The 26,545-nt window shown below is 58.6% G+C and carries 28 protein-coding genes; 26 read left to right on the top strand and 2 right to left on the bottom strand.

Annotated elements, in window-relative coordinates:
- Positions 1-36: 36 nt before the first annotated feature.
- From yajC to ACYZTZ_RS02145, 4 genes are all read left to right on the top strand, one after another.
- Positions 37-372 carry a preprotein translocase subunit YajC gene (gene yajC, locus ACYZTZ_RS02130; protein WP_046046023.1) on the top strand — a complete coding sequence of 112 codons (336 nt, stop codon included), beginning with the start codon at positions 37-39 and terminating at the stop codon, positions 370-372.
- Between the two features lie 63 nt (positions 373-435).
- Entirely contained in the window at positions 436-2,304 is a 1,869-nt protein-coding gene (secD, locus tag ACYZTZ_RS02135) for a protein translocase subunit SecD (RefSeq protein WP_056743181.1), read from the top strand.
- A gap of 9 nt (positions 2,305-2,313) precedes the next feature.
- On the top strand, positions 2,314-3,228 hold the full coding sequence (gene secF / locus ACYZTZ_RS02140; RefSeq protein ID WP_461997078.1) for a protein translocase subunit SecF: 915 nt from the start codon (positions 2,314-2,316) through the stop codon (positions 3,226-3,228).
- Positions 3,229-3,348: 120 nt separating this feature from the next.
- Positions 3,349-3,900: a glycine zipper 2TM domain-containing protein gene (locus ACYZTZ_RS02145; protein WP_461997079.1), complete on the top strand. Its 552-nt coding sequence runs from the start codon at positions 3,349-3,351 to the stop codon at positions 3,898-3,900.
- Positions 3,901-4,152: 252 nt separating this feature from the next.
- Here the strand turns inward: ACYZTZ_RS02145 and suhB are convergent, their stop codons facing one another.
- Positions 4,153-4,968: a type III secretion system regulator SuhB gene (gene suhB / locus ACYZTZ_RS02150; protein ID WP_033061458.1), complete on the bottom strand. Its 816-nt coding sequence runs from the start codon at positions 4,966-4,968 to the stop codon at positions 4,153-4,155.
- Positions 4,969-5,113: 145 nt separating this feature from the next.
- Here suhB and trmJ point away from each other — a divergent pair, with 145 nt between their 5' ends.
- The 21 genes from trmJ to ACYZTZ_RS02255 all read left to right on the top strand — a co-directional run bounded on the left by trmJ (position 5,114) and on the right by ACYZTZ_RS02255 (position 23,821).
- Positions 5,114-5,884 (top strand): tRNA (cytosine(32)/uridine(32)-2'-O)-methyltransferase TrmJ, encoded by a 771-nt coding sequence (trmJ, locus tag ACYZTZ_RS02155; protein ID WP_046046028.1) that lies wholly within the window; start codon positions 5,114-5,116, stop codon positions 5,882-5,884.
- A 2-nt stretch (positions 5,885-5,886) separates the two neighbouring features.
- Entirely contained in the window at positions 5,887-6,663 is a 777-nt protein-coding gene (gene cysE, locus ACYZTZ_RS02160) for a serine O-acetyltransferase (RefSeq protein WP_033061461.1), read from the top strand.
- 169 nt (positions 6,664-6,832) lie between these two features.
- On the top strand, positions 6,833-7,324 hold the full coding sequence (iscR, locus tag ACYZTZ_RS02165; RefSeq protein WP_007903581.1) for a Fe-S cluster assembly transcriptional regulator IscR: 492 nt from the start codon (positions 6,833-6,835) through the stop codon (positions 7,322-7,324).
- 50 nt (positions 7,325-7,374) lie between these two features.
- The gene (locus ACYZTZ_RS02170) at positions 7,375-8,589 is read left to right on the top strand and encodes an IscS subfamily cysteine desulfurase (RefSeq protein WP_074873944.1); all 1,215 of its coding nucleotides are present in this window, start codon (positions 7,375-7,377) and stop codon (positions 8,587-8,589) included.
- An 84-nt stretch (positions 8,590-8,673) separates the two neighbouring features.
- On the top strand, positions 8,674-9,060 hold the full coding sequence (gene iscU / locus ACYZTZ_RS02175; RefSeq protein ID WP_003443374.1) for a Fe-S cluster assembly scaffold IscU: 387 nt from the start codon (positions 8,674-8,676) through the stop codon (positions 9,058-9,060).
- Between the two features lie 34 nt (positions 9,061-9,094).
- Positions 9,095-9,418: an iron-sulfur cluster assembly protein IscA gene (gene iscA, locus ACYZTZ_RS02180; RefSeq protein WP_007903589.1), complete on the top strand. Its 324-nt coding sequence runs from the start codon at positions 9,095-9,097 to the stop codon at positions 9,416-9,418.
- Between the two features lie 8 nt (positions 9,419-9,426).
- A complete protein-coding gene (gene hscB / locus ACYZTZ_RS02185; RefSeq protein ID WP_008070981.1) occupies positions 9,427-9,948 on the top strand; it encodes a co-chaperone HscB in 522 nt (173 codons plus the stop codon).
- A 51-nt stretch (positions 9,949-9,999) separates the two neighbouring features.
- The gene (gene hscA, locus ACYZTZ_RS02190; protein ID WP_461997080.1) at positions 10,000-11,862 is read left to right on the top strand and encodes a Fe-S protein assembly chaperone HscA; all 1,863 of its coding nucleotides are present in this window, start codon (positions 10,000-10,002) and stop codon (positions 11,860-11,862) included.
- A gap of 2 nt (positions 11,863-11,864) precedes the next feature.
- The gene (gene fdx, locus ACYZTZ_RS02195) at positions 11,865-12,206 is read left to right on the top strand and encodes an ISC system 2Fe-2S type ferredoxin (RefSeq protein ID WP_046046032.1); all 342 of its coding nucleotides are present in this window, start codon (positions 11,865-11,867) and stop codon (positions 12,204-12,206) included.
- Between the two features lie 14 nt (positions 12,207-12,220).
- The gene (iscX, locus tag ACYZTZ_RS02200; protein ID WP_008147746.1) at positions 12,221-12,421 is read left to right on the top strand and encodes a Fe-S cluster assembly protein IscX; all 201 of its coding nucleotides are present in this window, start codon (positions 12,221-12,223) and stop codon (positions 12,419-12,421) included.
- 92 nt (positions 12,422-12,513) lie between these two features.
- Positions 12,514-12,939, top strand: a complete 426-nt coding sequence (gene ndk, locus ACYZTZ_RS02205; protein WP_007916882.1) for a nucleoside-diphosphate kinase — start codon at positions 12,514-12,516, stop codon at positions 12,937-12,939.
- 28 nt (positions 12,940-12,967) lie between these two features.
- Positions 12,968-14,116: a dual-specificity RNA methyltransferase RlmN gene (rlmN, locus tag ACYZTZ_RS02210; protein WP_033061468.1), complete on the top strand. Its 1,149-nt coding sequence runs from the start codon at positions 12,968-12,970 to the stop codon at positions 14,114-14,116.
- A 12-nt stretch (positions 14,117-14,128) separates the two neighbouring features.
- Positions 14,129-14,887 (top strand): type IV pilus biogenesis/stability protein PilW, encoded by a 759-nt coding sequence (gene pilW, locus ACYZTZ_RS02215; protein WP_461997081.1) that lies wholly within the window; start codon positions 14,129-14,131, stop codon positions 14,885-14,887.
- Positions 14,887-15,909, top strand: a complete 1,023-nt coding sequence (locus ACYZTZ_RS02220) for a RodZ domain-containing protein (protein ID WP_461997082.1) — start codon at positions 14,887-14,889, stop codon at positions 15,907-15,909. Before pilW ends, ACYZTZ_RS02220 begins: the two co-directional genes overlap by 1 nt.
- Positions 15,910-15,912: 3 nt before the next feature.
- Positions 15,913-17,022, top strand: a complete 1,110-nt coding sequence (ispG, locus tag ACYZTZ_RS02225) for a flavodoxin-dependent (E)-4-hydroxy-3-methylbut-2-enyl-diphosphate synthase (RefSeq protein WP_046046035.1) — start codon at positions 15,913-15,915, stop codon at positions 17,020-17,022.
- Between the two features lie 24 nt (positions 17,023-17,046).
- A complete protein-coding gene (hisS, locus tag ACYZTZ_RS02230) occupies positions 17,047-18,336 on the top strand; it encodes a histidine--tRNA ligase (protein WP_282375262.1) in 1,290 nt (429 codons plus the stop codon).
- A gap of 40 nt (positions 18,337-18,376) precedes the next feature.
- Positions 18,377-19,018, top strand: coding sequence for a tetratricopeptide repeat protein (locus tag ACYZTZ_RS02235; RefSeq protein WP_033061474.1), 642 nt, complete (start codon positions 18,377-18,379; stop codon positions 19,016-19,018).
- A complete protein-coding gene (gene bamB, locus ACYZTZ_RS02240) occupies positions 19,011-20,162 on the top strand; it encodes an outer membrane protein assembly factor BamB (protein ID WP_056743199.1) in 1,152 nt (383 codons plus the stop codon). Before ACYZTZ_RS02235 ends, bamB begins: the two co-directional genes overlap by 8 nt.
- A gap of 139 nt (positions 20,163-20,301) precedes the next feature.
- Positions 20,302-21,771, top strand: a complete 1,470-nt coding sequence (der, locus tag ACYZTZ_RS02245) for a ribosome biogenesis GTPase Der (protein WP_056743201.1) — start codon at positions 20,302-20,304, stop codon at positions 21,769-21,771.
- A gap of 122 nt (positions 21,772-21,893) precedes the next feature.
- On the top strand, positions 21,894-23,042 hold the full coding sequence (locus tag ACYZTZ_RS02250) for a pyridoxal phosphate-dependent aminotransferase (RefSeq protein WP_461997083.1): 1,149 nt from the start codon (positions 21,894-21,896) through the stop codon (positions 23,040-23,042).
- Entirely contained in the window at positions 23,030-23,821 is a 792-nt protein-coding gene (locus ACYZTZ_RS02255; RefSeq protein ID WP_461997084.1) for an amidohydrolase, read from the top strand. The genes ACYZTZ_RS02250 and ACYZTZ_RS02255 overlap by 13 nt, the downstream gene beginning before the upstream one ends.
- Before the next feature lie 204 nt (positions 23,822-24,025).
- On the opposite strand, the gene leuA is transcribed toward ACYZTZ_RS02255, so the two are convergent.
- The gene (gene leuA / locus ACYZTZ_RS02260) at positions 24,026-25,705 is read right to left on the bottom strand and encodes a 2-isopropylmalate synthase (protein ID WP_008147766.1); all 1,680 of its coding nucleotides are present in this window, start codon (positions 25,703-25,705) and stop codon (positions 24,026-24,028) included.
- Positions 25,706-26,103: 398 nt separating this feature from the next.
- On the opposite strand from leuA, the gene ACYZTZ_RS02265 reads away from it, so the two are divergent.
- Positions 26,104-26,460 (top strand): hypothetical protein, encoded by a 357-nt coding sequence (locus ACYZTZ_RS02265; protein WP_461997085.1) that lies wholly within the window; start codon positions 26,104-26,106, stop codon positions 26,458-26,460.
- The last annotated feature ends 85 nt before the right edge of the window (positions 26,461-26,545 follow it).

A 26,545-nucleotide genomic window follows, 5' to 3' on the forward strand; every position in this document is an offset into this window, starting at 1 on the left:
GACCCCAAGATTCAACATTTGCAACTGGAGTGCTAAATGAGCTTTTTTATCTCTAACGCCATGGCTGACGCTGCTGCACCTGCTGCAGGCCCAATGGGCGGCGGCTTTGAGTGGATTTTCCTGGTCGGTTTCCTGGTCATCTTCTACCTGATGATCTGGCGTCCACAGGCCAAGCGCGCCAAAGAGCAGAAGAACCTGCTGGGCAGCCTGCAGAAAGGCGACGAAGTTGTGACCACCGGTGGTATCGCCGGCAAGATCACTAAAGTGGCAGACGATTTCGTTGTTCTGGAAGTTTCCGACACCATCGAAATGAAGTTCCAGAAAGGCGCCATCGCCGCCACGCTGCCAAAAGGCACGCTGAAAGCGATCTAAGTTCCAACTTCTACTCAATCGACGGGGCGCGCAAGGCGCCCCGCGTCATAAGCGGGCGGCGTGATGCTGAACAAATACCCTCTGTGGAAATACATTCTGATCCTGGCGGTGCTGGCGGTCGGTCTGATTTATTCCGCTCCCAATCTATATCCTGATGACCCGGCCATTCAGGTCAGCGGTGCAAGCACTGCGCTGCAAGTCAATCAGGCTGATCTGGATCGTGTGAGCGCAGCGCTCAAGGAATCCGGGATCAACGTCAAGGCGGCCACCCTGGCAGCAAACGGCAAGGGCGGTTTGATTCGTCTGACCAAGGCTGAAGATCAGCTGCCTGCCAAGGACGTCGTGCGCAAGGCATTGGGTGATGACTACGTCGTTGCACTGAACCTGGCACAAACCACCCCTCAATGGCTGCGCAGCCTGGCCGCGCACCCGATGAAGCTGGGTCTGGACTTGTCCGGTGGTGTGCACTTCCTGCTGGAAGTGGACATGGACAAAGCGCTCGATGCGCGCCTGAAAGTCTACGAAGGCGACGTCAAGAGCCTGTTGCGTAAAGAGAAACTGCGCTATCGCAGCCTGCCGCAACTCAATGGTGCCATTCAGCTGGGCTTCACTGATGAAGCAGCCCGCGAACAAGCCCGTACGCTGATCCGCAAGAGCTTCAACGATTTCGACATTGTTCCGGCCGACCTCAATGGCCAACCGGTGCTGCGTCTGGCGATGACCCCGGCCAAGCTGGCGGAAATCCGCGAATACTCCATCAAGCAGAACTTGACCACGGTACGTAACCGCGTCAACGAACTGGGTGTTGCCGAGCCAATCGTCCAGCGTCAGGGCGCCAACCGCATCGTGGTTGAGCTGCCAGGCGTGCAGGACACCGCCGAAGCCAAGCGTATCCTCGGCAAGACGGCCAACCTTGAGTTCCGTCTGGCCGCTGAGCCTGGCGCTTCGAAAGCCACTTCCGAAACCTTCGAGTTCCGTGAAGGCAAGCGTCCGCCAGCACAGATCGAGCGTGGCCTGATCATCACTGGCGACCAGGTGACTGACGCCAAGGCTGGCTTCGGCGAGCACGGCACGCCAGAAGTGAACATCCGTCTGGATGGCCACGGTGGCGAGCTGATGAGTCGTGCGACTCGCAGCAACGTCGGTCGCAGCATGGCGGTGATCTTCATCGAGCAACGTCCGGTTACCACTTACGTCAAGCAAGTGGTCAATGGCGTCGAGAAAGACGTGCCGGTCCAGACGTTCAAGGAAGAGAAGAAGATCATCAGTCTGGCGACCATTCAGTCGCCGCTGGGTGCTCAGTTCCGCATCACTGGCCTGAACGGTCAGGGCGAGTCGTCCGAACTGGCGCTGCTGCTGCGTGCCGGTGGTCTGGCTGCACCGATGTACTTCGCTGAAGAGCGCACCATTGGCCCGAGCCTGGGTGCCGACAACATCGTCAAGGGTATCGATGCATCGCTGTGGGGCATGCTGTTTGTCTCGCTGTTCATCATGGCCATCTACCGCTTCTTCGGCATCATCGCCACCGTCGCTCTGGCGGTGAACATGGTGCTGTTGCTGGCCCTGATGTCGCTGCTGGGTGCAACGCTGACCCTGCCGGGTATCGCCGGTATCGTATTGACCATGGGTATGGCGGTCGACGCCAACGTTCTGATCTTCTCGCGGATACGTGAAGAGATCGCGGCGGGCATGACCGTACAACGGGCAATCAACGAAGGCTTCGGCCGGGCATTTACCGCGATTCTCGACGCCAACCTGACCACTCTGTTGGTCGGCGGGATTCTCTTTGCCATGGGCACCGGCCCGGTCAAAGGCTTCGCAGTGACCATGTCCCTCGGGATCTTTACCTCGATGTTCACGGCCATCATGGTGACCCGCGCGATGGTCAACCTGATCTTCGGCGGTCGTGACTTCAAGAAGTTGTGGATTTAAGGGGCTGCCATGTTACGTACAATCAACTTCATGGGCGTTCGCAACTTTGCGTTCGGCGTCACATTGTTCCTTACTGCTCTGGCAATGTTCAGTGTCTTTCATAAGGGCATGAACTGGGGCCTGGACTTCACCGGCGGTACGCTCATCGAGCTGACCTACGAGCGTCCGGCCGATGTCACCAAGGTGCGTGAGCAGCTGGTTACAGCGGGTTATCACGAGGCGATCGTACAGAGCTTCGGTGCGACCACCGATTTGCTGGTGCGTATGCCAGGTGAAGACCCGCAGCTGGGTCACCAGGTGGCCGAGGCCTTGCAGAAGGTCGGTGGCGACAACCCGGCGGTGGTCAAGCGCGTCGAATTCGTGGGCCCTCAGGTCGGTGAAGAGCTGCGCGACCAAGGCGGCCTCGGCATGCTGATGGCGTTGGGCGGCATCCTGATCTACCTGGCTTTCCGCTTTCAGTGGAAGTTTGCGGTCGGTGCCATCGTTTCGCTGATCCATGACGTGATCGTGACCATCGGTATTCTGTCGTTCTTCCAGATCACCTTCGACCTGACGGTACTGGCGGCGGTACTGGCGATCATTGGTTACTCGCTCAACGACACCATCGTGGTATTCGACCGGGTTCGTGAGAACTTCCGTGTGCTGCGCAAGGCGTCCTTGATCGAGAACATCAACATCTCGACTACCCAGACCCTGCTGCGGACCATGGCAACGTCGATCTCCACTTTGCTGGCGATCGCGGCCCTGTTGTTCTTTGGTGGCGACAACCTGTTCGGCTTCTCCATCGCGCTGTTTATCGGTGTGTTGGCGGGTACTTACTCGTCGATCTACATCGCCAACGTCGTGCTGATCTGGCTGAACCTGAGCACCGAGGATCTGATTCCTACAGTGGCTACCGATAAGGAAGTCGACGACCGTCCATAACGGCTATCGTTTTCCAGCTGTCGACCGAAAAGGCGCGAGTGTTGAACTCGCGCCTTTTTTTATGCTCCAAGGCTGGGAGAAGCGCGGGCATGTCCCGCATGTGATGGTCAGGAGGTTCATGTGAACAAGTCGATGCTGGTTGGTGCAGTATTGGGTGCTGTTGGTGTGACGGCCGGGGTTGCTGTTGCCACCTACAGCCTGGTCAAAAAAAGCGGCCCTGAGTATGCGCAAGTTTTAGCCGTTGAACCGGTCAAGACACAAATCAAGACACCACGTGAAGTATGCAAGGACGTTGCAGTAACCCGGCAAGCGCCGGTGAAAGATCAACATCAGATCGCCGGTACCGTGGTCGGTGCGTTGGCGGGTGGTTTGCTCGGTAATCAGATCGGTGGTGGCACCGGCAAGAAGATTGCCACCGTAGCAGGTGCAGTTGGCGGTGGTTACGCGGGCAACAAGGTTCAGGAAGGCATGCAGGAGCGCGACACCTACACCACGACTCAGACGCGGTGTAACACCGTGAATGACATCAGTGACAAGGTCGTAGGTTACGACGTCCGTTATTCGTTGGACGGCAAGGAAGGCAAAGTACGGATGGATCGCGATCCGGGCAACCAGATTCCGGTCGACAAGGAAGGCAAGCTGATCCTGGGGCAGAACGAAGAGAATCGCTAAATACTCAGGTTTGAGATTCAAAAAGAAGCACCCTTCGGGGTGCTTTTTTTGTGCCTGAAATCCGGTCTCGGAAACACCCAAAACCCAATGTGGGAGCGGGCTTGCTCGCGAAAGCGGTGTGTCATTCGCTATAAATGCTGAATGTTAGACCGCGTTCGCGAGCAAGCCCGCTCCCACAAGGGGTTGGTGGTGAGGCACAAATTTCGGGCATAAAAAAAGCACCCCGAAGGGTGCTTTTTTGTGGCTGCTCGCTTAGCGCTTCAGCGAGGCCGGCAGGTGCGGCTGGATCGCCGTCAGTACTGCTTTGAAGCACTTGGTGTTACCGGCAACAACGTGGCCTTTCTCAAGGAAGTCGTGACCGCCGGTGAAGTCGCTCACCAGGCCGCCTGCTTCCTGAATCAGGAGGGCGCCTGCAGCCATGTCCCACTCGGACAGGCCTGACTCCCAGAATGCGTCGAAACGGCCGGCCGCTACGTAAGCCAGGTCCAGGCTCGCCGAGCCAGCGCGGCGGATGCCGGCAGTCTGGCCAACCAGAGCGCGGAACATGCCCAGGTAGTTGTCGAGGTTGTCCATCTGGTCATCGCGGAACGGGAAGCCGGTACCCAGCAGGGCGCCGTCCAGGCTGGTGCGGCCGCTGACGCGCAGACGACGACCGTTCAGTTGGGCGCCGCGACCACGGCTGGCGGTGAATTCTTCCTGGCGAACCGGGTCCAGAACAACAGCGTGTTCCAGGCGACCGCGGTATTTGCAGGCAATGCTGACGGCGAAGTGAGGAATGCCGCGCAGGAAGTTGGTGGTGCCGTCCAGTGGGTCGATGATCCACAGGTAGTCTTCGCCTTCGCCGCTACCCGGGTGCATGCCGGTTTCTTCACCGAGAATGCCGTGGGTAGGGTAGGCCTTGCGCAGCGCGTCGATGATTTTCTGTTCGGCGGCGCGATCCACCTCGGATACGTAATCCTTGGCGTCTTTTTCGTCGACCTTGATGGTATCCAGGCGCTCGATGGAGCGGAAGATCAATTCACTGGCGCTGCGGGCGGCGCGCAGCGCGATATTCAGCATGGGCTGCATGGATGTGTCACCTAAGGTTGTTAAAGAAAGCCGGGCATTCTATCAGAACTTTTCTACAGGTGAAGGTCAGTGTTCGCTTTCATAGCTTAACGGTAGGTTGAGCTGTAAGATTCTGCTCCCATTAAAGTGTTCGAGAGCGCCTCCCTTGCTGCAAAACATTCGTGTCGTCCTGGTCAATACCAGCCATCCCGGGAATATCGGCGGGGCTGCGCGTGCCATGAAGAACATGGGCCTGTCGCGGCTGGTGCTGGTCGAACCGCGGTTGTTTCCGCATCACGAAGCCGATGCTCGTGCTTCCGGTGCCGGTGACATCCTTGAAAACGCGCAAGTCGTCGCCACCTTGGAAGATGCCTTGGTCGGCTGCAATCTGGTGCTTGGCACCAGCGCCCGTGATCGTCGCATTCCCTGGCCGTTGCTCGATCCCCGCGAATGCGGTGTGAAAGTGGTCGAGGAAGCAACGCAGGGTGCTGAGATCGCCTTGGTCTTTGGTCGTGAAGATTCCGGCCTGACCAATGAGGAGCTGCAGCGATGTCATTATCACGTGCACATCCCCTCAGACCCTGAGTTCAGTTCGCTGAACCTTGGGGCAGCGGTGCAGGTGTTGAGCTATGAAGTGCGTATGTCCTGGCTCGCGGCCCAAGGTCAGCCGAGCAAGGTCGAGAAGGATGAAGTGGCGTCCACCAAAAGTGGTGAGCTGGCGACCATGGATGAGCTGGAGCGATTCTATGAGCACCTGGAGCAAACCCTGGTGGCCATTGAGTTCCTCGATCCGGAAAAACCACGGCACTTGATGGCGCGCCTGCGCCGGTTGTACGGACGCAGCTCGGTCAGCCGGGCGGAAATGAATATATTGCGTGGCATCCTCACGGAAACCCAAAAAGCGGCCCGTGGCGAGCTTCTTAAGCGGAAGGATTAAAAATGTTCGAGCGTTTGCGTGAAGATATCCAGAGTGTTTTCCATCGTGATCCGGCAGCGCGCAACGCCTTTGAAGTCCTGACGTGCTACCCGGGCATGCACGCCATCTGGATCCATCGCCTGTCGTCAGCCCTGTGGGGCATGGGCTGGAAGTGGTTGGCGCGGTTGGTGTCAAACTTCGGTCGCTGGTTGACCGGGATTGAGATCCATCCGGGTGCCAAGGTTGGTCGTCGCTTCTTTATTGATCATGGCATGGGCATCGTCATCGGTGAAACCGCCGAGATTGGCAATGATGTCACTCTTTATCAGGGCGTGACCCTGGGTGGCACCAGCTGGAACAAGGGCAAGCGTCACCCGACGCTTGAAGATGGCGTGGTGGTCGGGGCGGGGGCCAAGGTACTGGGTCCGTTTACGGTCGGCGCTGGAGCCAAGGTCGGTTCCAACGCCGTGGTCACCAAGGCGGTTCCGGCGGGGGCGACTGTGGTCGGTATTCCGGGGCGGATCATCGTCAAATCCGATGAAGAGCAGGACGCCAAGCGCAAGGCTATGGCCGAGAAGATTGGTTTCGATGCCTACGGTGTTGGCGAAGACATGCCGGACCCGGTGGCGCGTGCCATCAATCAGTTGCTCGATCACCTGCAGGCCGTCGACGGCCGTCTGGAAGGTATGTGCGGTGCGTTGAAGGATCTGGGCAGTAATTACTGTGCGAAAGATCTGCCTGAGCTGCGCGAAGAAGACTTCGCCTGTGTGAAGGACAAGGATCAGAGCCAGGCCAGCTAATTCCGGGCTGGCCCCTTCGCAAGCAATTGCTGGCTGTTCGCGGCCAGCCTTTGCTATGATGCGCCCGCTCTTTTGCGGGTAATCCTGACTAAAGTACTAGGTCTTATAGTTGACTTAAATACTCGGGAATTGCATACTCGCCCCATTCCGAACTCCGTGGTAATTGTCCATGCGACTGACTACAAAAGGCCGATACGCCGTGACTGCCATGCTTGACCTGGCGTTGCACGCGCAGCACGGGCCGGTGTCCCTGGCCGATATCTCCGAGCGCCAAGGCATCTCCCTGTCCTACCTCGAACAGCTCTTCGCCAAATTGCGCCGCAGCAATCTGGTGTCCAGCGTCCGTGGTCCAGGCGGCGGCTATCAGCTGTCGCGCGACATGCAGGGTATCCAGGTTGCTCAGGTGATCGATGCGGTGAACGAATCGGTCGATGCCACCAAATGCCAGGGCCAAGGTGATTGCCATCAAGGCGACACCTGTCTGACCCACCACTTGTGGTGCGATCTGAGCCTGCAGATTCACGAATTTCTCAGCGGTATCAGCTTGGCTGACCTTGTCACTCGCCGTGAGGTACAAGAAGTAGCCCAGCGTCAGGATCAGCGCCGTTGCAACAGCAAAGCGCCGCGCCTGGACAAGATTGAAGCGTCCGCCGTCGAATGACAGCCAAAGAGCTAGCGGCACGCCAGCCAGCCTGATTTAGGAGATAGTCCATGAAATTGCCGATTTACCTTGATTACTCTGCGACCACCCCGGTTGATCCGCGTGTAGCGCAAAAGATGAGTGAATGCCTGCTGGTTGACGGAAACTTCGGTAACCCGGCGTCCCGTTCCCACGTGTTCGGCTGGAAAGCTGAAGAGTCCGTCGAAAACGCTCGTCGTCAGGTCGCTGACCTGGTCAACGCCGACCCGCGTGAAATCGTCTGGACCTCCGGTGCCACCGAGTCCGACAACCTGGCAATCAAGGGTGCGGCGCATTTCTATGCCACCAAAGGCAAACACCTGATCACCACCAAGATTGAGCACAAGGCTGTCCTCGACACCATGCGCCAACTGGAGCGCGAAGGCTTCGAAGTCACCTACATCGAGCCTCGCACTGATGGTCTGGTCACCCCAGAGATGATCGAAGCTGCCCTGCGCGACGACACCATCCTGGTTTCGGTCATGCACGTGAACAACGAAATCGGCACCATCAACGACATCGCAGCCATCGGCGAACTGACCCGCTCCAAGGGCATCCTGTTCCACGTCGACGCTGCTCAGTCCACCGGCAAGGTCGATATCGACCTGTCGAAGCTGAAAGTCGACATGATGTCGTTCTCTGCCCATAAAACCTACGGCCCTAAAGGCATCGGCGCACTGTACGTGAGCCGCAAGCCGCGTGTTCGCATCGAAGCGACCATGCACGGCGGCGGTCACGAACGCGGTATGCGTTCCGGCACCCTGGCGACCCACCAGATCGTCGGTATGGGCGAAGCCTTCCGCGTAGCCAAGGAAGACATGGTTGCCGAGAACATCCGCATCAAGGCCTTGAGCGACCGTTTCTTCAAGCAGGTCGAAGGCCTGGAAGAGCTGTACATCAACGGCAGCATGACCGCCCGCGTTCCGCACAACCTGAACCTGAGCTTCAACTACGTTGAAGGCGAGTCGCTGATCATGGCGCTCAAGGATCTGGCGGTTTCGTCCGGTTCGGCCTGCACCTCGGCTTCCCTTGAGCCTTCGTACGTACTGCGCGCCCTGGGCCGCAACGACGAACTGGCACACAGCTCGATTCGCTTCACCTTCGGCCGTTTCACCACCGAAGAAGAAATCGACTACGCCGCGCAGAAAGTCTGCGAGGCCGTTACCAAGCTGCGCACTCTGTCGCCGCTGTGGGATATGTACAAAGACGGTGTCGACATTTCGAAAATCGAGTGGGCGGCACACTGATTTCAAGTCGCCGCAACCCGGCCCTGTAAAACGCAGGTTTTCAGGGCTTAAGAGCGACTCTCTGATGAGTGAGGATTAAGAATCATGGCTTACAGCGAAAAGGTCATCGACCACTACGAGAACCCGCGCAACGTCGGCAAGATGGACGCGGAAGACCCTGATGTCGGCACCGGCATGGTCGGCGCCCCAGCGTGCGGCGACGTGATGCGTCTGCAGATCAAGGTTAACGAGCAAGGCATCATCGAAGACGCCAAGTTCAAGACCTACGGTTGCGGTTCGGCTATCGCCTCCAGCTCCCTGGCGACCGAGTGGATGAAAGGCAAGACTCTGGATGAAGCAGAGACCATCAAAAACACTCAGCTGGCTGAAGAACTGGCTCTGCCGCCAGTAAAAATTCACTGCTCCGTACTTGCTGAAGACGCTATCAAAGCGGCCGTTCGCGACTACAAGCAGAAGAAAGGCTTGATCTGACTTTCAAGTTTTGGCGACGAGTAAGGAGTCACCGATGGCTATCAGCATGACAGAAGCGGCTGCTCAACACGTGCGACGCTCCCTCAACGGGCGCGGCAAAGGTGAAGGGATTCGTCTGGGTGTTCGCACCACAGGCTGTTCCGGCCTTGCCTACGTGCTGGAGTTTGTCGACGAGGTGGTTGCAGAGGATCAGGTGTTCGAAAGTCACGGCGAGAAAGTGATCATCGACCCGAAAAGCCTGGCCTACCTGGACGGCACCGAACTCGATTTCGTCAAGGAAGGGTTGAACGAAGGCTTCAAGTTCAACAACCCCAACGTGCGCGGTGAATGTGGCTGCGGCGAAAGCTTCAACATCTGAGGCTGCGCGTGGGTACTCCTTGTCATTTCGCTTTATTTGAGCTGAAACCGAGCTTCCGTCTGGATCTCGATCAGTTGGCCACGCGCTACCGTGAGTTGGCGCGCGGTGTTCATCCGGACCGCTTTGCAGACGCTTCCGAGCGCGAGCAGCGGCTGGCGCTAGAGCAATCCGCGAGCCTCAACGAGGCCTACCAGACGCTCAAAAGTCCCCCAAAGCGCGCGCGTTACTTGCTCGCCATGGGCGGTCGCGAGCTGCCGCTGGAGGTCACGGTGCATGATCCGGAGTTTCTTCTGCAGCAGATGGAGCTGCGTGAAGAGCTCGAAGACCTGCAAGACAGCGCCGACCTGGCGGGTGTTGCAGTGTTCAAGCGTCGCCTGAAGACTGCGCAGGATGAACTGAACGAAAGCTTCGCAGCCTGTTGGGATGATGCAGCGCAACGTGAACAGGCCGAACGCCTGATGCGGCGCATGCAGTTCCTCGACAAGCTCACCTACGAAGTGCGCCAGTTAGAAGAGCGCCTCGACGATTAACCCAGTGCCGCTCCGGTCGCACGCCTGATATACAGATAAGTCCTGATAACGATGGCCCTACTGCAGATCGCCGAACCCGGCCAAAGTCCTCAACCGCACCAGCGTCGTCTGGCTGTGGGGATCGACTTGGGCACTACCAATTCGCTGGTCGCTGCATTGCGCAGTGGTCTTTCCGAACCTCTGGCTGACGCTGACGGGCAGGTCATCCTGCCGTCTGCCGTGCGCTATCACGCCGATCGTGTCGAGGTCGGCGAGTCCGCCAAACTGGCCGCCGCCACCGACCCTTTGAACACCGTGCTGTCGGTCAAACGCTTGATGGGTCGTGGTCTGTCCGACGTCAAGCAATTGGGCGATCAACTGCCGTACCGCTTTGTCGGCGGTGAATCGCACATGCCGTTCATCGACACCATTCAGGGGCCGAAAAGCCCGGTCGAAGTCTCCGCCGATATCCTGAAAGTGCTGCGTCAGCGCGCCGAAGCGACGTTGGGTGGTGAACTGGTAGGTGCGGTGATCACCGTTCCGGCCTATTTCGACGATGCTCAGCGTCAAGCCACCAAGGATGCGGCCAAGCTGGCCGGTCTGAACGTGCTGCGTCTGCTCAATGAGCCGACCGCCGCCGCTGTAGCTTACGGTCTGGATCAGCACGCTGAAGGCCTGGTCGCTATTTATGACCTGGGTGGCGGCACCTTCGATATTTCGATTCTGCGCCTGACTGGCGGTGTGTTTGAAGTTTTGGCTACCGGCGGCGACAGCGCGCTGGGCGGCGATGACTTTGATCACGCAATTGCTGGCTGGATCATCGAGAGCGCCGGTCTGTCCGTCGACCTCGATCCGGGTGCGCAACGCCATCTGCTGCAAACCGCTTGTGCGGCCAAAGAAGCCCTGACCAATACCTCGTCCGTTGAAGTCGCTTATGGCGACTGGAAAGCCGAGCTGACCCGTGAAGCCTTCAATGCGCTGATCGAGCCAATGGTTGCCCGCAGCCTGAAAGCCTGTCGCCGCGCTGTGCGTGATTCCGGCATCGAGCTGGAAGAAGTGCATGCCGTGGTCATGGTCGGCGGTTCGACCCGTGTGCCTCGCGTCCGCGAAGCCGTTGCTGAAGCCTTCGGCCGCGAGCCGCTGACCGAAATCGATCCGGATCAAGTGGTGGCCATCGGTGCCGCGATCCAGGCCGATACCCTGGCTGGCAACAAGCGCGATGGCGATGAACTGCTGTTGCTTGACGTGATTCCGTTGTCCCTGGGGCTGGAAACCATGGGCGGCCTGATGGAGAAGGTGATTCCACGCAACACCACCATCCCTGTCGCCCGAGCTCAGGACTTCACGACTTATAAAGATGGCCAGTCGGCCATGGCGATCCACGTATTGCAGGGTGAGCGCGAGCTGATCAGCGACTGCCGTTCCCTGGCACGCTTCGAATTGCGCGGCATTCCGGCGATGGTGGCCGGTGCGGCGAAGATTCGCGTGACCTTCCAGGTCGATGCCGACGGTCTGCTCAGTGTTTCTGCCCGCGAGCTGGGCTCGGGCATTGAGGCCAGCATCCAGGTCAAGCCGTCCTACGGTCTGACGGATGGCGAAATCGCCAAGATGCTCAAGGATTCGTTCCAGCACGCCAACGACGACAAGGTCGCTCGGGTGTTGCGTGAGCAGCAGGTCGATGCCCAGCGCCTGATCGAAGCGGTGCAGGGCGCCCTCGATGTCGATGGCGAGCGCTTGCTCGACGCCGAAGAGCGCATGGTTATCGAATTGCAGATGCAGGAACTGACCGAACTGATGAAAGGTACTGATGGTTACGCCATCGAGCAGCAGACCAAACGTCTGTCGCAAGTGACCGACGCCTTTGCTGCCCGCCGCCTGGACTCGACGGTGAAAGCCGCGCTGGCGGGGCGCAACCTGAATGAGATTGAGGAATAACGATGCCGCAGGTCATTTTTCTGCCACACGAGAAGTTCTGCCCGGAAGGTATGGTTGTGGAGGCTGAGCCTGGCACATCCATTCTCGAGCTGGCCCACGAACACCATATCGAGATGGAAAGCGCCTGTGGCGGCGTCTGCGCCTGCACCACCTGCCACTGCATCATCCGCGAAGGTTTCGACTCGCTGGAAGAAGCGGACGAGCTGGAAGAAGACTTTCTTGATCGGGCCTGGGGTCTGGAGGCGCAATCGCGTCTAGGCTGTCAGGCGATCGTCGGAAATGAAGACCTGACTGTCGAAATTCCGAAATACTCGCTCAACCATGCGGCCGAAGCGGCGCACTGATTCAAGGAACTGAAATGAGTCTGAAATGGGTTGATGTGCTGGAAATCGCGATCCAACTGGCTGAATCCAAGCCGGATGTGGACCCGCGTTACGTGAACTTCGTCGATCTGCACAAATGGGTGCTGGCATTGCCGGAGTTCAGTGATGATCCGACCCGCGGTGGCGAGAAGGTGCTTGAAGCCATTCAGGCCGCCTGGATCGAAGAAGCAGACTGAGTCTGCGCCGTACGCAGTTAGGCAATACCAAAGAACCCGCGTATAATTCGCGGGTTTAATTTTTCGCAAATTACCGTTTCTGGAGTTACACCATGGCTGTTCAACGTACTTTCTCCATCATCAAGCCTGACGCTGTTGCAAAAAACGTTATCGGCGAGATCACCACTCGTTTCGAAAAAGCTGGCCTGCGCGTTGTAGCTTCGAAACTGAAGCAACTGTCCAAAGCTGAAGCTGAAGGCTTCTACGCTGAGCACAGCGCTCGTGGTTTCTTCGGCGACCTGGTTGCTTTCATGATCTCCGGTCCGGTTGTCGTTCAGGTTCTGGAAGGCGAAAACGCTATCGCTCTGAACCGTGAGCTGATGGGCGCTACCAACCCTAAAGAAGCTGCTGCCGGTACCATCCGCGCTGACTTCGCTGATTCGATCGACGCCAACGCTGTACACGGTTCGGACTCCGAAGCCGCTGCTGCTCGCGAAATCTCGTACTTCTTCGCAGCTACTGAAGTAACCACTCGCTAAGCATTGGCTTAAGAGTGAAGGTGAATCCATGACTACATCGACTGTAAAAACCAACCTGCTGGGTCTGACTCAGCTGGAAATGGAAAAATTCTTCGACTCAATCGGGGAGAAGCGTTTCCGTGCCGGTCAGGTAATGAAATGGATTCACCACCTTGGCGTCGATGATTTCGACGCCATGACGAACGTCAGCAAGGCCTTGCGCGATAAGCTCAAGGTTATTGCCGAGGTTCGTGGTCCTGAAGTTGTCAGCGAGGACATCTCCACCGACGGCACCCGCAAGTGGGTGGTGCGTGTGGCGTCCGGCAGCTGCGTCGAGACCGTGTACATTCCCCAGGGCAAACGCGGCACTTTGTGCGTTTCGTCCCAGGCAGGCTGTGCCCTGGATTGCAGTTTCTGCTCCACCGGCAAGCAAGGATTCAACAGCAACCTCACTGCCGCCGAAGTCATCGGCCAGGTGTGGATTGCCAATAAATCGTTCGGCAGCATCCCGGCGACCGCCGACCGTGCCATCACCAACGTGGTGATGATGGGCATGGGTGAGCCGCTGCTGAACTTCGACAACGTCGTGGCCGCCATGCATCTGATGATGGATGACCTGGGCTACGGGATCTCCAAGCGCCGCGTAACCCTGTCTACCTCGGGTGTGGTGCCGATGATCGATGAGCTGTCCAAGCACATCGACGTCTCCCTGGCGTTGTCCCTGCACGCACCGAACGACGCATTGCGTAACCAATTGGTGCCGATCAACAAGAAGTATCCGCTTAAGATGCTGCTCGAGTCGTGCCAGCGCTACATGTCGTCCCTGGGCGAGAAGCGCGTGCTGACCATTGAGTACACGTTGCTCAAGGACATCAACGACAAGGTCGAACACGCGGTCGAAATGATCGAGTTGCTCAAGAACATCCCGTGCAAGATCAACCTGATTCCGTTCAACCCGTTCCCGCATTCCGGTTACGAGCGCCCGAGCAACAACGCGATTCGTCGTTTCCAGGATCAGCTTCACCATGCCGGCTTCAATGTCACCGTACGCACCACCCGCGGTGAAGACATCGATGCCGCGTGTGGCCAATTGGTAGGACAGGTGCTGGATCGCACCCGTCGCAGCGAGCGTTATATCGCCGTGCGTGAGTTAAGCGCCGAAAACGATATCGCACAGAACGCTGCGAACAATAATTAAGAGAGGATCTCTATGTCCCTGCGCTTACCGCTGCTTTTGCTGTTGGCCAGCCTGTGTGCTGGCTGTGTCCTGTCGGGCGATTTCAACCCGATGAAGACCAGCAAGGGCCGCGATGAAGCGCGCGTTGCCTATGTGCAGCTGGGCTTGGGGTACTTGCAGCAGGGCATGACCGAACGGGCGAAAGTACCGTTGAAGAAAGCGCTGGATCTGGATGACTCGGATCCGGATGCCAACGCTGCGCTGGGTCTGGTATTCCAGGCCGAGATGGAGCCGGAGCTGGCGGATCAGCATTTTCGCAAGGCGCTGTCTTCCCGCCCCAACGATGCGCGAATCCTGAACAACTACGGCAGTTTTCTTTTCGAAGAGAAACGCTACAAAGAGGCGTACGAGCGCTTTGAACAGGCCGCCGCCGATACCTTGTATCCTGAGCGTTCGCGGGTGTTCGAGAACCTTGGAATGACCGCTTCGAAGCTGGGGCAGCGCGATCTGGCGCAGCAGCAGCTGGAAAAATCCCTGCGTTTGAATCGCCAACAGCCACGAGCATTGCTGGAAATGGCTGAGTTGTCCTTCGAAGACAGGCATTATGTGCCCGCGCGTGACTATTACGATCGTTTTAGCCAGCTCACCGAGCAAAATGCACGTAGTCTATTGCTCGGCGTTCGGCTGGCAAAAGTGTTTGATGATCGCGACAAGGCCGCCAGTTTTGGCCTGCAACTAAAACGACTCTATCCCGGTACGCCGGAATATCAGCAATACCTGTCGGAGCAATGATGAAAGCGGCGCATCCCGAAGTTGTAGCAGCGAATCGCGTTAATCCCGGTGAGACTTTGCGCCAGGCCCGCGAAAGCAATGGCTGGTCGCTGGCCGAAGTGGCCCTCAAGCTCAACCTCACCGTCAATTCCCTGAGCAATCTGGAAGCCGGCGCTTTCGACAAGCTGCCTGGGCATACCTTTGCTCGCGGTTATATTCGCGCCTACGCGAAACTGCTCGGCATGGATCAAACTGTACTGGTCCAACAGTTCGACCAATCCACCGGCACCGACTCCCAGGGCAGCAACGTTCATAGCCTGGGACGTATCGAAGAGCCGGTTCGGGTTTCCCACACCATTTTACGAATTGTCAGCCTGCTATTGCTTATCGCTGTTATTGGTGGTGGTTTTGTCTGGTGGCAGGATCAAACCTCATTGCGCACCAAAGACCTGACGAGCCTGAGCCCGGAACACGTTGAAGTCGAAGGCGCTGACGGCACCACCCAGATCCATCCGCTGGACGAGCCGGAAGACCAGGCCGTCGCGGAAGGTCAGGCTGAAGGCACAACCGCTCTTGCGTTGCCGCAAGCCGAGACGTCGGCTGAAGCGCCGGCCGAAGCTGAGGCGACTGCGCCTGCTGCACCGGTTGCACCAGCGCCAACCGCACCCGCGCATAGCGCTGCGCCAGTTGTCGCTACTCCGGTATCGCCAGCCCCGACTGCCCCTGTCGTATCAGCCCCGCCTGCATCCGCTTCGGTGACTCCGACCATTCCCGCTCCAGCAGCGGCTGCTCCGGTTGCCGGCCAAGGCCAGGTTCAACTGCAATTCACTACCGATTGCTGGACGCAAGTGACCGATGGCACCGGCAAGGTGCTGTTGAGTGGTCTCAAGCGTAAAGGCGAAAACGTTTCCGTGAGCGGCAAGCCACCGTTTTCCGTGCGTCTGGGCTTCGCCCGTGGCGCGCAGGTCAGTTACAACGGGCAGGTGGTTGATGTCGCTCCGTTCACCAGTGGCGAGACTGCTCGCCTGAAGTTGGGTCAATAAGTCATGCACGGCGAATCTCCAATCAAACGTCGCGAATCCCGCAAGATCTGGGTCGGTAACGTGCCTGTTGGCGGCGATGCGCCTATCGCTGTGCAGAGCATGACCAACAGCGACACCAATGACGTCGCTGCCACCGTGGCCCAGATCAATCGTCTGGAAGCGGCTGGCGTCGATATCGTGCGAATTTCCGTTCCCGATATGGATGCCGCTGAAGCCTTCGGCAAGATCAAGAAGCTGGTCAAAGTACCTTTGGTTGCCGACATCCACTTCGACTACAAGATCGCTCTGCGCGTAGCCGAACTGGGCGTTGACTGCCTGCGAATCAACCCGGGCAACATCGGTCGTGAAGACCGCGTGCGTGCGGTAGTCGATGCCGCCCGTGATCGGGGGATTCCGATCCGCATCGGCGTGAACGCCGGTTCCCTGGAAAAAGACCTGCAAAAGAAATACGGCGAGCCGACTCCGGCTGCGCTGGTTGAATCTGCCCTGCGTCACGTCGAGCACCTTGAACGCCTGAACTTCCAGGACTTCAAGGTCAGCGTGAAAGCTTCTGACGTGTTCATGGCCGTCGCCGCTTACCGCTTGCTGGCCAAGGAAATCGTCCAGCCGCTTCACCTTGGCATCACCGAAGCCGGTGGTTTGCGTTCAGGCACAGTGAAATCCGCCGTGGGCCTCGGTATGCTGCTCGCCGAAGGGATTGGCGATACTATTCGCATCTCGTTGGCGGCCGACCCGGTCGAGGAAGTGAAAGTCGGCTACGACATTCTCAAATCCCTGCACCTGCGTTCCCGTGGCATCAACTTCATCGCCTGCCCGAGCTGCTCGCGGCAGAACTTCGATGTGGTCAAAACCATGAACGAGCTGGAAGGGCGCCTCGAAGACCTGCTGGTGCCGCTGGATGTCGCGGTCATCGGTTGCGTGGTCAACGGACCGGGCGAAGCCAAGGAAGCCCATATCGGCTTGACCGGCGGCACGCCAAACCTGATTTACATCGACGGCAAGCCGTCGCAGAAACTGACGAATGACAATCTGGTGGATGAGCTTGAACGCTTGATCCGTCAGAAAGCGGCCGAAAAGGTCGCAGCTGACGCAGCAGTCATTGCGCGCGGCTAAGTCGAACGAATTTAAGGATTTATAGTGAGCAAGTCTCTGCAAGCCATACGTGGCATGAACGACATCCTGCCCGAGCAGACTCCCCTGTGGCGTCATTTCGAAGGCACCGTCTCGCGTTTGCTGGATAACTACGGTTACAAGCAGATCCGCATGCCAATCGTCGAGTTCACCGAGCTGTTCAAGCGCTCCATCGGTGAAGTGACCGACATCGTCGAAAAAGAGATGTACACCTTCGACGACCGCAACGGCGACTCCCTGACCCTGCGCCCTGAAGGCACGGCGGCCTGTGTGCGTGCGGTGCTTGAGCACGGCATCACCGGCGGTGGCCAGGTGCAGAAACTTTGGTACATCGGCCCGATGTTCCGCCACGAACGTCCGCAGAAAGGCCGTTATCGCCAGTTCCACCAGATCGGTTGCGAAGTCTTCAACCTTGACGGTCCGGACATCGATGCCGAGCTGATCGTGCTGACCTGGCGCCTGTGGGGCGAGCTGGGCATCCGTGATGCGGTCAAGCTCGAACTCAACAGCCTGGGCACTGCCGAGTCCCGCGGTCGTTATCGCGAAGCGCTGGTCGAGTTCCTGTCGGCCCGCCTGGACAAGCTGGACGAAGACAGCCAGCGCCGCCTGAAGACCAACCCTTTGCGGGTCCTGGATACCAAGAACGCTGACACTCAAGCCGTGCTGGTCGACGCGCCGAAAATGGCCGACTACCTCGACGAAGAATCCCGCGTGCACTTCGAGGGCCTCAAGGCTCGCCTAGACACCGCCGGCATTCCTTACGTGATCAACCCGAAGCTGGTTCGCGGGCTGGATTACTACAGCAAGACTGTTTTCGAATGGGTCACCGACCAGTTGGGCGCCCAAGGCACCGTGTGTGCCGGTGGTCGTTACGACGGTCTGGTGGAGCAGATGGGCGGCAAGCCGACCCCGGGCGTTGGTTTCGCCATGGGCATCGAGCGCCTAGTGCTGTTGCTTGAAACCCTGGAGCAGATCCCGGAAGAGATTTCCCGTCAGGTCGACGTCTACCTCTGCGCCTTCGGTGAAGCCGCCGAGCTGGCCGGTCTGGCCCTGAGTGAACGTGTTCGTGATCAATTGCCCAACCTGCGCCTGCAAGTGAATGCCGGCGCCGGCAGCTTCAAAAGCCAATTCAAGAAAGCCGACAAGAGCGGTGCGTTGTACGCGCTGATCCTCGGTGACGACGAAATGGCCCAGCAAGTGGTAGGTTTCAAACCCCTGCGTGGCCAGGGCGAACAACAAAGCATTGCCTGGGATGCGCTTGCTGCACACCTGGCCACCTGCGTCGTGCAGGGTTGAAGCTGTCAAACAGCCGATTTAGCGATTAAGGAGTATTGGGGTGTCGAGTACCGAAGACGAACAGCTGTCGGATTTGAAGGACTGGTGGACACGCAACGGCAAGCCTCTGGTCACTGGCGGCCTGTTGGCGCTGGTCATCGTGTTCGGCTGGCAGGCCTTTCACAAGTATCAGAGCAATCAGTCGCAAGGCGCCTCGATGCTCTATCAGCAACTGCTGGAAACCACGCTGACGCCAGACGGCAAGCCTGATGCCGCCCGTGTTGCGGACCTGGCCGGCAAGCTCAACAGCGAGTTCGGCGGTAGCGCTTACGCGCAGTACGGCAGCCTGTTCGTGGCAAAAGTCGCGGTCGACAGCGGCAAACTGGATGACGCAGCCAGCGAACTGAAAGCCATTGTTGCTAAACCGGCCAACCCGGCGCTGGGCGAAATTGCTCGTCAGCGTCTGGCGCAGGTGCTGGCCGCGCAGAACAAGGCCGATGAAGCCCTGAAACTGCTCGAAGGTGATGCCGATAAAGCATTCCTGGCCACTCGCGAAGAACTTAAAGGCGACCTGCTGGTGCAGTTGGGTCGTACCGACGAAGCGAACGCGGCGTATCAAAAAGCCAAGGCGGCGCTGTCGGATGAAGCGGCAGTGGGTGGCCTACAAATCAAGCTGGACGACCTGGCCAAAGGGGATGCGTGACGTGATTCGTTGGAAACATGCAGCATTGCTGGCTCTGGCCATATTGGCCGCGGGTTGCAGCAGCAACAGCAAAAAAGAACTGCCACCAGCCGAGTTGACCGACTTCAAAGAAGAAGTGGTTCTGCAAAAGCAGTGGAGTCGTTCGATCGGTGACGGTCAGGGCGAATCGTACAACATGCTGGTTCCGGCGATCGATGGCGATACCATCTATGCCGCCGACGTCACCGGTGTGGTGATGGCGATGGATCGCAGCAATGGCGACGTCAAATGGAAGAAAGATCTCGACCTGTCTGTTTCCGGCGCTGTCGGCGTCAGTTACGGTCTGCTCCTGATCGGTACGATCAAGGGTGAAATCGTTGCCCTGGACGCCATCAACGGTGAAGAGAAATGGCGCGCTCGCGTGTCCAGTGAAGTCCTCGCACCGCCGGCCAACAACGGTGATGTCGTTGTAGTTCAGACTCAGGATGACCGTCTGATCGGTCTGGATGCCGCTACCGGCACCCAGCGCTGGTTGTATGACAGCACTCCGGCGGTATTGACCCTGCGCGGCACCAGTGCGCCGATCGTCACCAACCGCCTCGCGGTGGCTGGCCTGTCGACCGGTAAAGTGGTCGCTCTCGATATTTCCAACGGCGTGCCGGTATGGGAACAACGTGTAGCGATTCCACAAGGTCGTTCGGAACTGGAGCGCGTTGTCGATATCGACGGCGGCCTGCTGCTGTCCGGCGGTACGCTGTATGTCGCCAGCTATCAGGGTCGCGTTGCGGCACTGGATCTTGAAAGCGGTCGTCAGCTCTGGCAGCGTGATGCTTCCAGCTATGCCGGTGTCGCCCAGGGTTTTGGCAACGTCTACGTGAGCCTGTCTTCGGGCACCGTTGAAGGCGTCGACGAGCGTTCCACCACAGCTTTGTGGAGCAACGATTCGCTGGCCCGTCGTCAACTGTCGGCTCCGGAAGTGTTCTCCAGCTATGTTGCAGTCGGTGATATGGAAGGTTACCTGCATCTGCTGAGCCAGGTGGACGGTCGTTTCGTCGGCCGCGAGCGCATCGACAGCGACGGCCTGCGTGCCCGTCCGCTGGTGGTGGGCGACACGATTTATGTGTATGGCAACAGCGGCAAACTGGAAGCCCTGACCATTAAGTAAAGGTTTGACTATGCTTGGGGTTAAACCCCAGGCAGCCCCGTAACAAGGGGTTCGCAGCGCCCTCAAGCGCTGCCCCGAGCACCAGCCGCTGCCTAGCAGCGGCTTTTGTATTTTCTGAAATAACGAAGTGGAGAGCCGCATGGTTCCCGTAATCGCCCTGGTGGGCCGACCGAACGTCGGCAAGTCCACCTTGTTCAACCGCCTGACCAGGACTCGCGACGCCATCGTCGGTGACTTGTCCGGTCTGACCCGTGATCGCCAATACGGTGAGGCCAAGTGGCAAGGGCGTTCCTACATTCTGGTCGACACCGGCGGTATCTCCGGTGACGAGCACGGTATGGACGAAAAAATGGCCGAGCAGTCGCTGCTGGCCATTGAAGAAGCGGATGTCGTTCTGTTCCTGGTAGATGCCAAGGCCGGTTTCACCGCCGCCGACCAGATGATCGCCGAGCATTTGCGCAAACGTAACAAGCGTTCTTACGTGGTTGCCAACAAGGTCGACAACATCGACCCTGAAATGGCCCGCGCTGAATTCGCCCCGTTGGGCATGGGCCACGCGATCCCGATCGCCGGTGCTCATGGTCGTGGCATCACCCAGATGCTGGAAATCGCCCTGAGCGACTTCCCGAAAGACGATGACGAGCTGGAAGAAGGCGAGGAAGAGACCGTTGCCGAAGGCGAGGAAGCCAAGCGCATTCCTGGCCCTAGCGAAAAAGACGGGATCAAGATCGCGATCATCGGCCGCCCGAACGTCGGCAAGTCGACCCTGGTCAATCGCATGCTCGGTGAAGACCGGGTAATCGTCTATGACGAGCCCGGCACCACCCGCGACAGTATCTACATCCCGTTCGAGCGTAACGACGAGAAGTACACGCTGATCGACACCGCCGGTGTGCGCAAGCGCGGCAAGATCCACGAAGAAGTTGAAAAGTTCTCCGTGGTCAAAACCCTGCAAGCGATCAAAGATGCCAACGTGGTGATCTTTGTGATGGACGCCCGCGAAGGCGTGGTCGACCACGACCTCAACCTGCTGGGCTTCGCCATTGAGTCGGGTCGTGCGCTGGTGATCGCGATCAACAAGTGGGACGGCATGACGCCGAGCGAGCGCGACTTCGTGAAGGTCGAGCTGCAACGTCGACTGTTCTTCGTTGACTACGCCGACATTCACTTCATCTCGGCCCTGCACGGCACGGGCGTGGGCAACCTCTACGCCTCCGTACAGAACTCGTTCAAGTCTGCGGTCACCCGCTGGCCAACCAACCGCCTGACCACGATTCTGGAAGATGCGGTCGGTGAGCACGCGCCACCGATGGTCAACAACCGCCGGATCAAGCTGCGTTACGCCCACTTGGGTGGTGCCAACCCGCCGATCATCGTGATTCACGGTAACCAGATCGAGAAGGTGCCGAAGTCTTACGTTCGTTACCTGGAAAACACTTACCGTCGTGTCTTGAAGCTGGTCGGTACGCCGATCCGCATCGAGTTCAAGGGCGGCGAGAACCCGTACGAAGGCAACAAGAACTCGCTGACCGATCGCCAGGTCAACAAGAAGCGTCGCATGATGTCGCACCACAAAAAGGCCGACAAGAAGCGCCGCGACAAGCGCTGATTCAGGTTTTTCCCGTGGAATGAAGAGGGCGCCAATGGTGCCCTTTTTCATGCCTGTCGTTTGGGCTATTCTCGGGCTCTCCCGTGCCGCCGTAGAGCCGGGTGCAGAGCAGGGAATCACCGATGATCACCAGTAAGCTGCCGAATGTCGGCATCACTATCTTTACTCAGATGTCTCAGCTCGCGGCGCAAACCGGGGCGCTCAATCTGTCTCAGGGTTTTCCCGATTTCGATGCGCCGCAGGCCCTGTGCGATGCGGTCGGTCGGCATATCGCCAATGGCCACAACCAGTATTCGCCGATGACCGGCCTTCCTGCATTGCGTCAGCAGATTGCGGCGAAGATCGCCCGCAGCTACGGCGTCAATGTGGATGCCGACCATGAGGTGACAGTCACGCCCGGTGCAACCCAGGCGATCTTTTGCGCCATTCAGGCGGTTATCCACAGCGGTGACGAAGTGATCGTCTTCGATCCGGCCTACGACAGTTATGAACCTTCGGTTGAGCTGGCCGGTGGTCGCTGCGTTCATGTGCAGTTGGGACTGAATGACTTTGCCATCGACTTCCAGAAGCTAGGTGAAGCCATTACCCCGCGCACGCGGATGATCATCCTCAACACCCCGCACAACCCAAGCGGCGCGCTGATCAATCGTGCCGAACTGGATCAGCTGGCGGCGTTGATCCGCGATCGCGACATCTATGTCATCAGCGATGAGGTCTACGAACACCTGGTGTTCGATGGCGTGCCCCACGTCAGCGTGCTGAATCACCAAGAGCTGTATCAGCGTGCATTTGTGGTCAGCTCCTTTGGCAAGACCTATCACGTCACTGGCTGGAAAACCGGCTACGTGGTCGCACCGCCGGCCCTCACCGCCGAGCTGCGCAAGGTTCACCAATACGTCAGTTTCTGCGGTGTAACGCCGCTGCAATACGCCTTGGCCGACTTCATGGCCGAGCACCCGGAACACGTCGAAGAACTGCCGGCTTTCTATCAGGCCAAGCGCGATCTGTTCTGCGATCTGCTGACGCCGTCGCGCTTCAGTTTCACCCGAGTGGCCGGCACGTATTTCCAATTGGTCGATTACTCGCAGATCCGCCCGGACCTCAATGACGTCGAGATGGCGTTGTGGATGACCCGCGAACATGGCGTGGCGAGCATTCCGATCTCGGTGTTCTACCAGACTCCGCCCGAAGGCCAGCGCCTGGTGCGCCTGTGCTTCGCCAAACGCGAGGAGACCCTGCGTGAAGCAGCGGAAAAACTATGCGTGATCTGAGTGCACTACCCAATCTGAACATCGCGCTGATCCAGACCACCCTGGCCTGGCACGATCGTCAGGCCAATCTGGAGCATTTCGAGCCGTTGCTGGAACAGGCTCGCGGCGCTGACCTGATCATCCTGCCAGAGATGTTCACCACCGGTTTCTCGATGGAGTCCGAGACCCTCGCCGAGTCGGAAAATGGTCCGACCAGCAAATGGATGCGGGTCCAGGCAGCGAAACTGGATGCGGTGATCACCGGCAGCGTGATCGTCCAGGCGGCTGACGGCAGCCATCGCAATCGCCTGTTGTGGGCGCGGCCGGACGGGGAGGTGTGGTACTACGACAAGCGCCATCTGTTCCGCATGGCCGGCGAACACAACCACTTCACCCCCGGCGAACGTCAGGTGCAGTTCGAACTCAAGGGCTGGCGAGTGCGTCCGCTGATTTGCTACGACCTGCGCTTCCCGGTCTGGAGCCGCGACGCTCAGGACACCGATTTGCTGCTGTACACCGCCAACTGGCCGGGGGCACGGCGTCAGCACTGGAACCGCTTGCTGCCAGCGCGGGCGATTGAAAACCTCTGCTACGTGGCGGCGGTGAATCGCATTGGTACTGACGGCAAAGGGTTTGCCTACACCGGTGATAGCCAGGTGCTGGATTTTCAAGGAGAGACCTTGCTCAGTGCAGGCGAAGCCGATGGCGTGTTTCAGGTCGTTCTGAACGCTGCGGATCTTCAGGCTTATCGAACACGCTTTCCAGCGAACCTGGATGCCGATACGTTCGAGTTCACCTGAGATCTCGGCGGTCTGAACCGGCCTCTTCGCGAGCAAGCCCGCTCCCACAGTTGATCGATGTGAACACAGATTATGTGTACACCCCAATCAACTGTGGGAGCGGGCTTGCTCGCGAAGGGGCCATAACCGACAACGCATAAACATCAGGCAAACAAAAAGGCCCCGAGGTTCGCACCTAGGGGCCTTTTGCATTTCAGCGAAGGCTTACGCCGCTTTCGCTTCCGGCTGGCTCAGCGAGCGGTTCAGCGCGCTGAACAGGGCCTTGAAGCTGGCGGTGGTGATGTTTTCATCGATACCGACGCCGTGCACCGCACGTTCGCCGTTCACGCGCAGTTCAATGTAGGCCGCAGCCTTGGCGTTGGTGCCCGAACCGATGGCGTGTTCGTTGTAGTCCATGATTTCAACCGGAATCGGCAGACCGGCCACCAGCGCTTCCAGGGCGCCGTTGCCCTTGCCACGCCAGTGCAGGTTGGTTTCACCCTGACCTTTGCCCGAGACTTCCACTTCGACAGCGCTGTGACCGTTTTCTTCCTGCAGGCGATGGCTGACCAGCGCGTACGGAGTGTTGGCCTGCAAGTACTCGCTGTGCAGCAGCGCGTGGATCTGCTGAGCCGTCATCTCGAGGCCCAGACGGTCGGTTTCACGCTGCACAACCTGGCTGAACTCGATCTGCATGCGGCGCGGCAAGCTGATGCCGTATTCCTGTTCCAGCAGGTAAGCGATACCGCCCTTGCCCGACTGGCTGTTGACGCGGATCACCGCCTCGTAGCTGCGGCCGATATCGGCCGGGTCGATCGGCAAGTACGGTACTTCCCACAGGGCGTCCGGTTTCTGCTGGGCGAAGCCCTTGCGGATGGCGTCCTGGTGGGAGCCGGAGAACGCGGTGTGAACCAGGTCGCCGACGTACGGGTGACGTGGGTGCACCTGGATCTGGTTGCATTCTTCGACGACTTTGCGCACGCCGTCGATGTCGGAGAAGTCCAGTTCAGGGTGAATGCCCTGGGTGTAGAGGTTCAGCGCCACGGTCACGAGGTCGACGTTACCGGTACGTTCGCCGTTGCCGAACAGGCAGCCTTCGACACGGTCGGCGCCGGCCATCAGGCCCAGTTCGGTGGCCGCAACGCCAGTGCCACGGTCGTTGTGGGTGTGCAGGCTGATGATCACGCTGTCACGACGGTTGATGTGACGGCCGAACCATTCGATCTGGTCGGCATAGATGTTCGGGGTCGCGCATTCCACTGTGGCTGGCAGGTTGAGAATCACCTTGTGCTCAGGCGTCGGGTTCCAGACTTCGATCACCGCGTCGCAGACTTCTTTGGCGAACTCGAGCTCGGTGGCGCTGAAGGTTTCTGGCGAGTACTCGAAGGTCCACTCGGTGTTTGGCTGCTGGGCGGCATATTTGACGAACAGCTTGGCCGCGTTCACGGCGATGGCCTTGACCCCTTCCTTGTCCTGGTTGAAGACAATGCGGCGGAAGGAAGGAGAGGTGGCGTTGTACAGGTGAACGATGGCTTTCTTCGCCCCGCGCAGGGATTCGAAGGTGCGCTCGATCAAATCTTCACGGCCCTGGGTCAGCACCTGAATGGTGGTGTCGTCCGGGATGTGGTTGCCTTCGATCAGCGTACGCACGAAGTCGAAGTCGGTTTGCGAAGCCGCCGGGAACGACGCTTCGATTTCTTTAACACCGACCGACACCAGGGTTTTCCAGAAACGCAGCTTCTTGACCGCGTCCATTGGCTCGATCAACGACTGGTTACCATCACGAAGGTCGGAGCTGCACCAGATCGGCGCGGCGGTAATGGTCTTCGACGGCCAGGTGCGGTCCGGGATGTCGATGGTCGGGAACGCGCGGTATTTCGAAGACGGGTCTTTGAGCATGCTCATCGGGGAATCCTTATTGTGTGGGCCGAAAAAAGGCGGCCTGCCGGTGGATCAAATGTTCTGGGGATAAAGCGTAGGACGAGGCACCGCGATTCAGCCTGGCAGTCGTGCACTGACAAGGCACAGGCTGCGGTGCTGGCGAAGCTGAATGAGGGTGTGAGAGGTTTTCATGCCTTCAACCCTAACCGCGAGGGTGAAGGATGGCAAGCGGTCGAAAAAAATTGAGAGGAATCCTCGAAAAGTCGTGGTTATCGAGATTTTATTGCGGTGAACGGCGGTGATTGTTTTTATGTTTGCGCGAGGTTTGAGTGATGCGCAATTGAAGGCTTTCGGTGATGGGGCGTGTCAGCGCGGCTATTCTTAAAGCCTCACCAAGGACTACTGGCAGGCAGGAGTCGGCAATGAACGAGTCGGATTGGAAGTTTTATAGCGCACTGCGTCCGTTGGCCCATGAGCGGCTATGCGTCCGGATCATGGAAGAGGTCGAGCGCACGGTGCTGGATAAAAGCATTGCACCTTATGAGCGGATAGAAGCCAGTGAAGAAAGGCTGAAGGCCGGTCAACAGGAGCTGTATTGGGCGTTTGGCGTGTTCAGTCACTCACGCAATGAGGCGCCTGCTCACTTGCTGGGGCTGTGTACTCATGAGTTGATCAGCGCTGAAGAGTTGGCGGGCTTTTCGGAGGAAACTCAGGCCTGGATCAAGGAGTGTCTGGCGCATAGGGAAATTCATGGGATTGAGGACTTGGAAGCTGAATAGATGGCGTCTGTTATGCCGCCATCGCGAGCAGGCTCACTCCTACAGTTGATCTATGGCGAACACAAATCCAATGTGGGAGTGAGCC

The organism is Pseudomonas sp. LB3P58, from assembly GCF_054897895.1.

Coding starts and splice junctions, on each gene's coding strand:
- yajC (WP_046046023.1), top strand. CDS start 37: ATGAGCTTTTTTATCTCTAACGCCATGGCTGACGCTGCTGCACCTGCT.
- secD (WP_056743181.1), top strand. CDS start 436: ATGCTGAACAAATACCCTCTGTGGAAATACATTCTGATCCTGGCGGTG.
- secF (WP_461997078.1), top strand. CDS start 2,314: ATGTTACGTACAATCAACTTCATGGGCGTTCGCAACTTTGCGTTCGGC.
- suhB (WP_033061458.1), bottom strand. CDS start 4,968: ATGCAGCCCATGCTGAATATCGCGCTGCGCGCCGCCCGCAGCGCCAGT.
- cysE (WP_033061461.1), top strand. CDS start 5,887: ATGTTCGAGCGTTTGCGTGAAGATATCCAGAGTGTTTTCCATCGTGAT.
- iscR (WP_007903581.1), top strand. CDS start 6,833: ATGCGACTGACTACAAAAGGCCGATACGCCGTGACTGCCATGCTTGAC.
- ACYZTZ_RS02170 (WP_074873944.1), top strand. CDS start 7,375: ATGAAATTGCCGATTTACCTTGATTACTCTGCGACCACCCCGGTTGAT.
- iscU (WP_003443374.1), top strand. CDS start 8,674: ATGGCTTACAGCGAAAAGGTCATCGACCACTACGAGAACCCGCGCAAC.
- iscA (WP_007903589.1), top strand. CDS start 9,095: ATGGCTATCAGCATGACAGAAGCGGCTGCTCAACACGTGCGACGCTCC.
- hscA (WP_461997080.1), top strand. CDS start 10,000: ATGGCCCTACTGCAGATCGCCGAACCCGGCCAAAGTCCTCAACCGCAC.
- fdx (WP_046046032.1), top strand. CDS start 11,865: ATGCCGCAGGTCATTTTTCTGCCACACGAGAAGTTCTGCCCGGAAGGT.
- iscX (WP_008147746.1), top strand. CDS start 12,221: ATGAGTCTGAAATGGGTTGATGTGCTGGAAATCGCGATCCAACTGGCT.
- ndk (WP_007916882.1), top strand. CDS start 12,514: ATGGCTGTTCAACGTACTTTCTCCATCATCAAGCCTGACGCTGTTGCA.
- rlmN (WP_033061468.1), top strand. CDS start 12,968: ATGACTACATCGACTGTAAAAACCAACCTGCTGGGTCTGACTCAGCTG.
- pilW (WP_461997081.1), top strand. CDS start 14,129: ATGTCCCTGCGCTTACCGCTGCTTTTGCTGTTGGCCAGCCTGTGTGCT.
- ACYZTZ_RS02220 (WP_461997082.1), top strand. CDS start 14,887: ATGAAAGCGGCGCATCCCGAAGTTGTAGCAGCGAATCGCGTTAATCCC.
- ispG (WP_046046035.1), top strand. CDS start 15,913: ATGCACGGCGAATCTCCAATCAAACGTCGCGAATCCCGCAAGATCTGG.
- bamB (WP_056743199.1), top strand. CDS start 19,011: ATGCGTGACGTGATTCGTTGGAAACATGCAGCATTGCTGGCTCTGGCC.
- der (WP_056743201.1), top strand. CDS start 20,302: ATGGTTCCCGTAATCGCCCTGGTGGGCCGACCGAACGTCGGCAAGTCC.
- ACYZTZ_RS02250 (WP_461997083.1), top strand. CDS start 21,894: ATGATCACCAGTAAGCTGCCGAATGTCGGCATCACTATCTTTACTCAG.
- ACYZTZ_RS02255 (WP_461997084.1), top strand. CDS start 23,030: ATGCGTGATCTGAGTGCACTACCCAATCTGAACATCGCGCTGATCCAG.
- leuA (WP_008147766.1), bottom strand. CDS start 25,705: ATGAGCATGCTCAAAGACCCGTCTTCGAAATACCGCGCGTTCCCGACC.
- ACYZTZ_RS02265 (WP_461997085.1), top strand. CDS start 26,104: ATGAACGAGTCGGATTGGAAGTTTTATAGCGCACTGCGTCCGTTGGCC.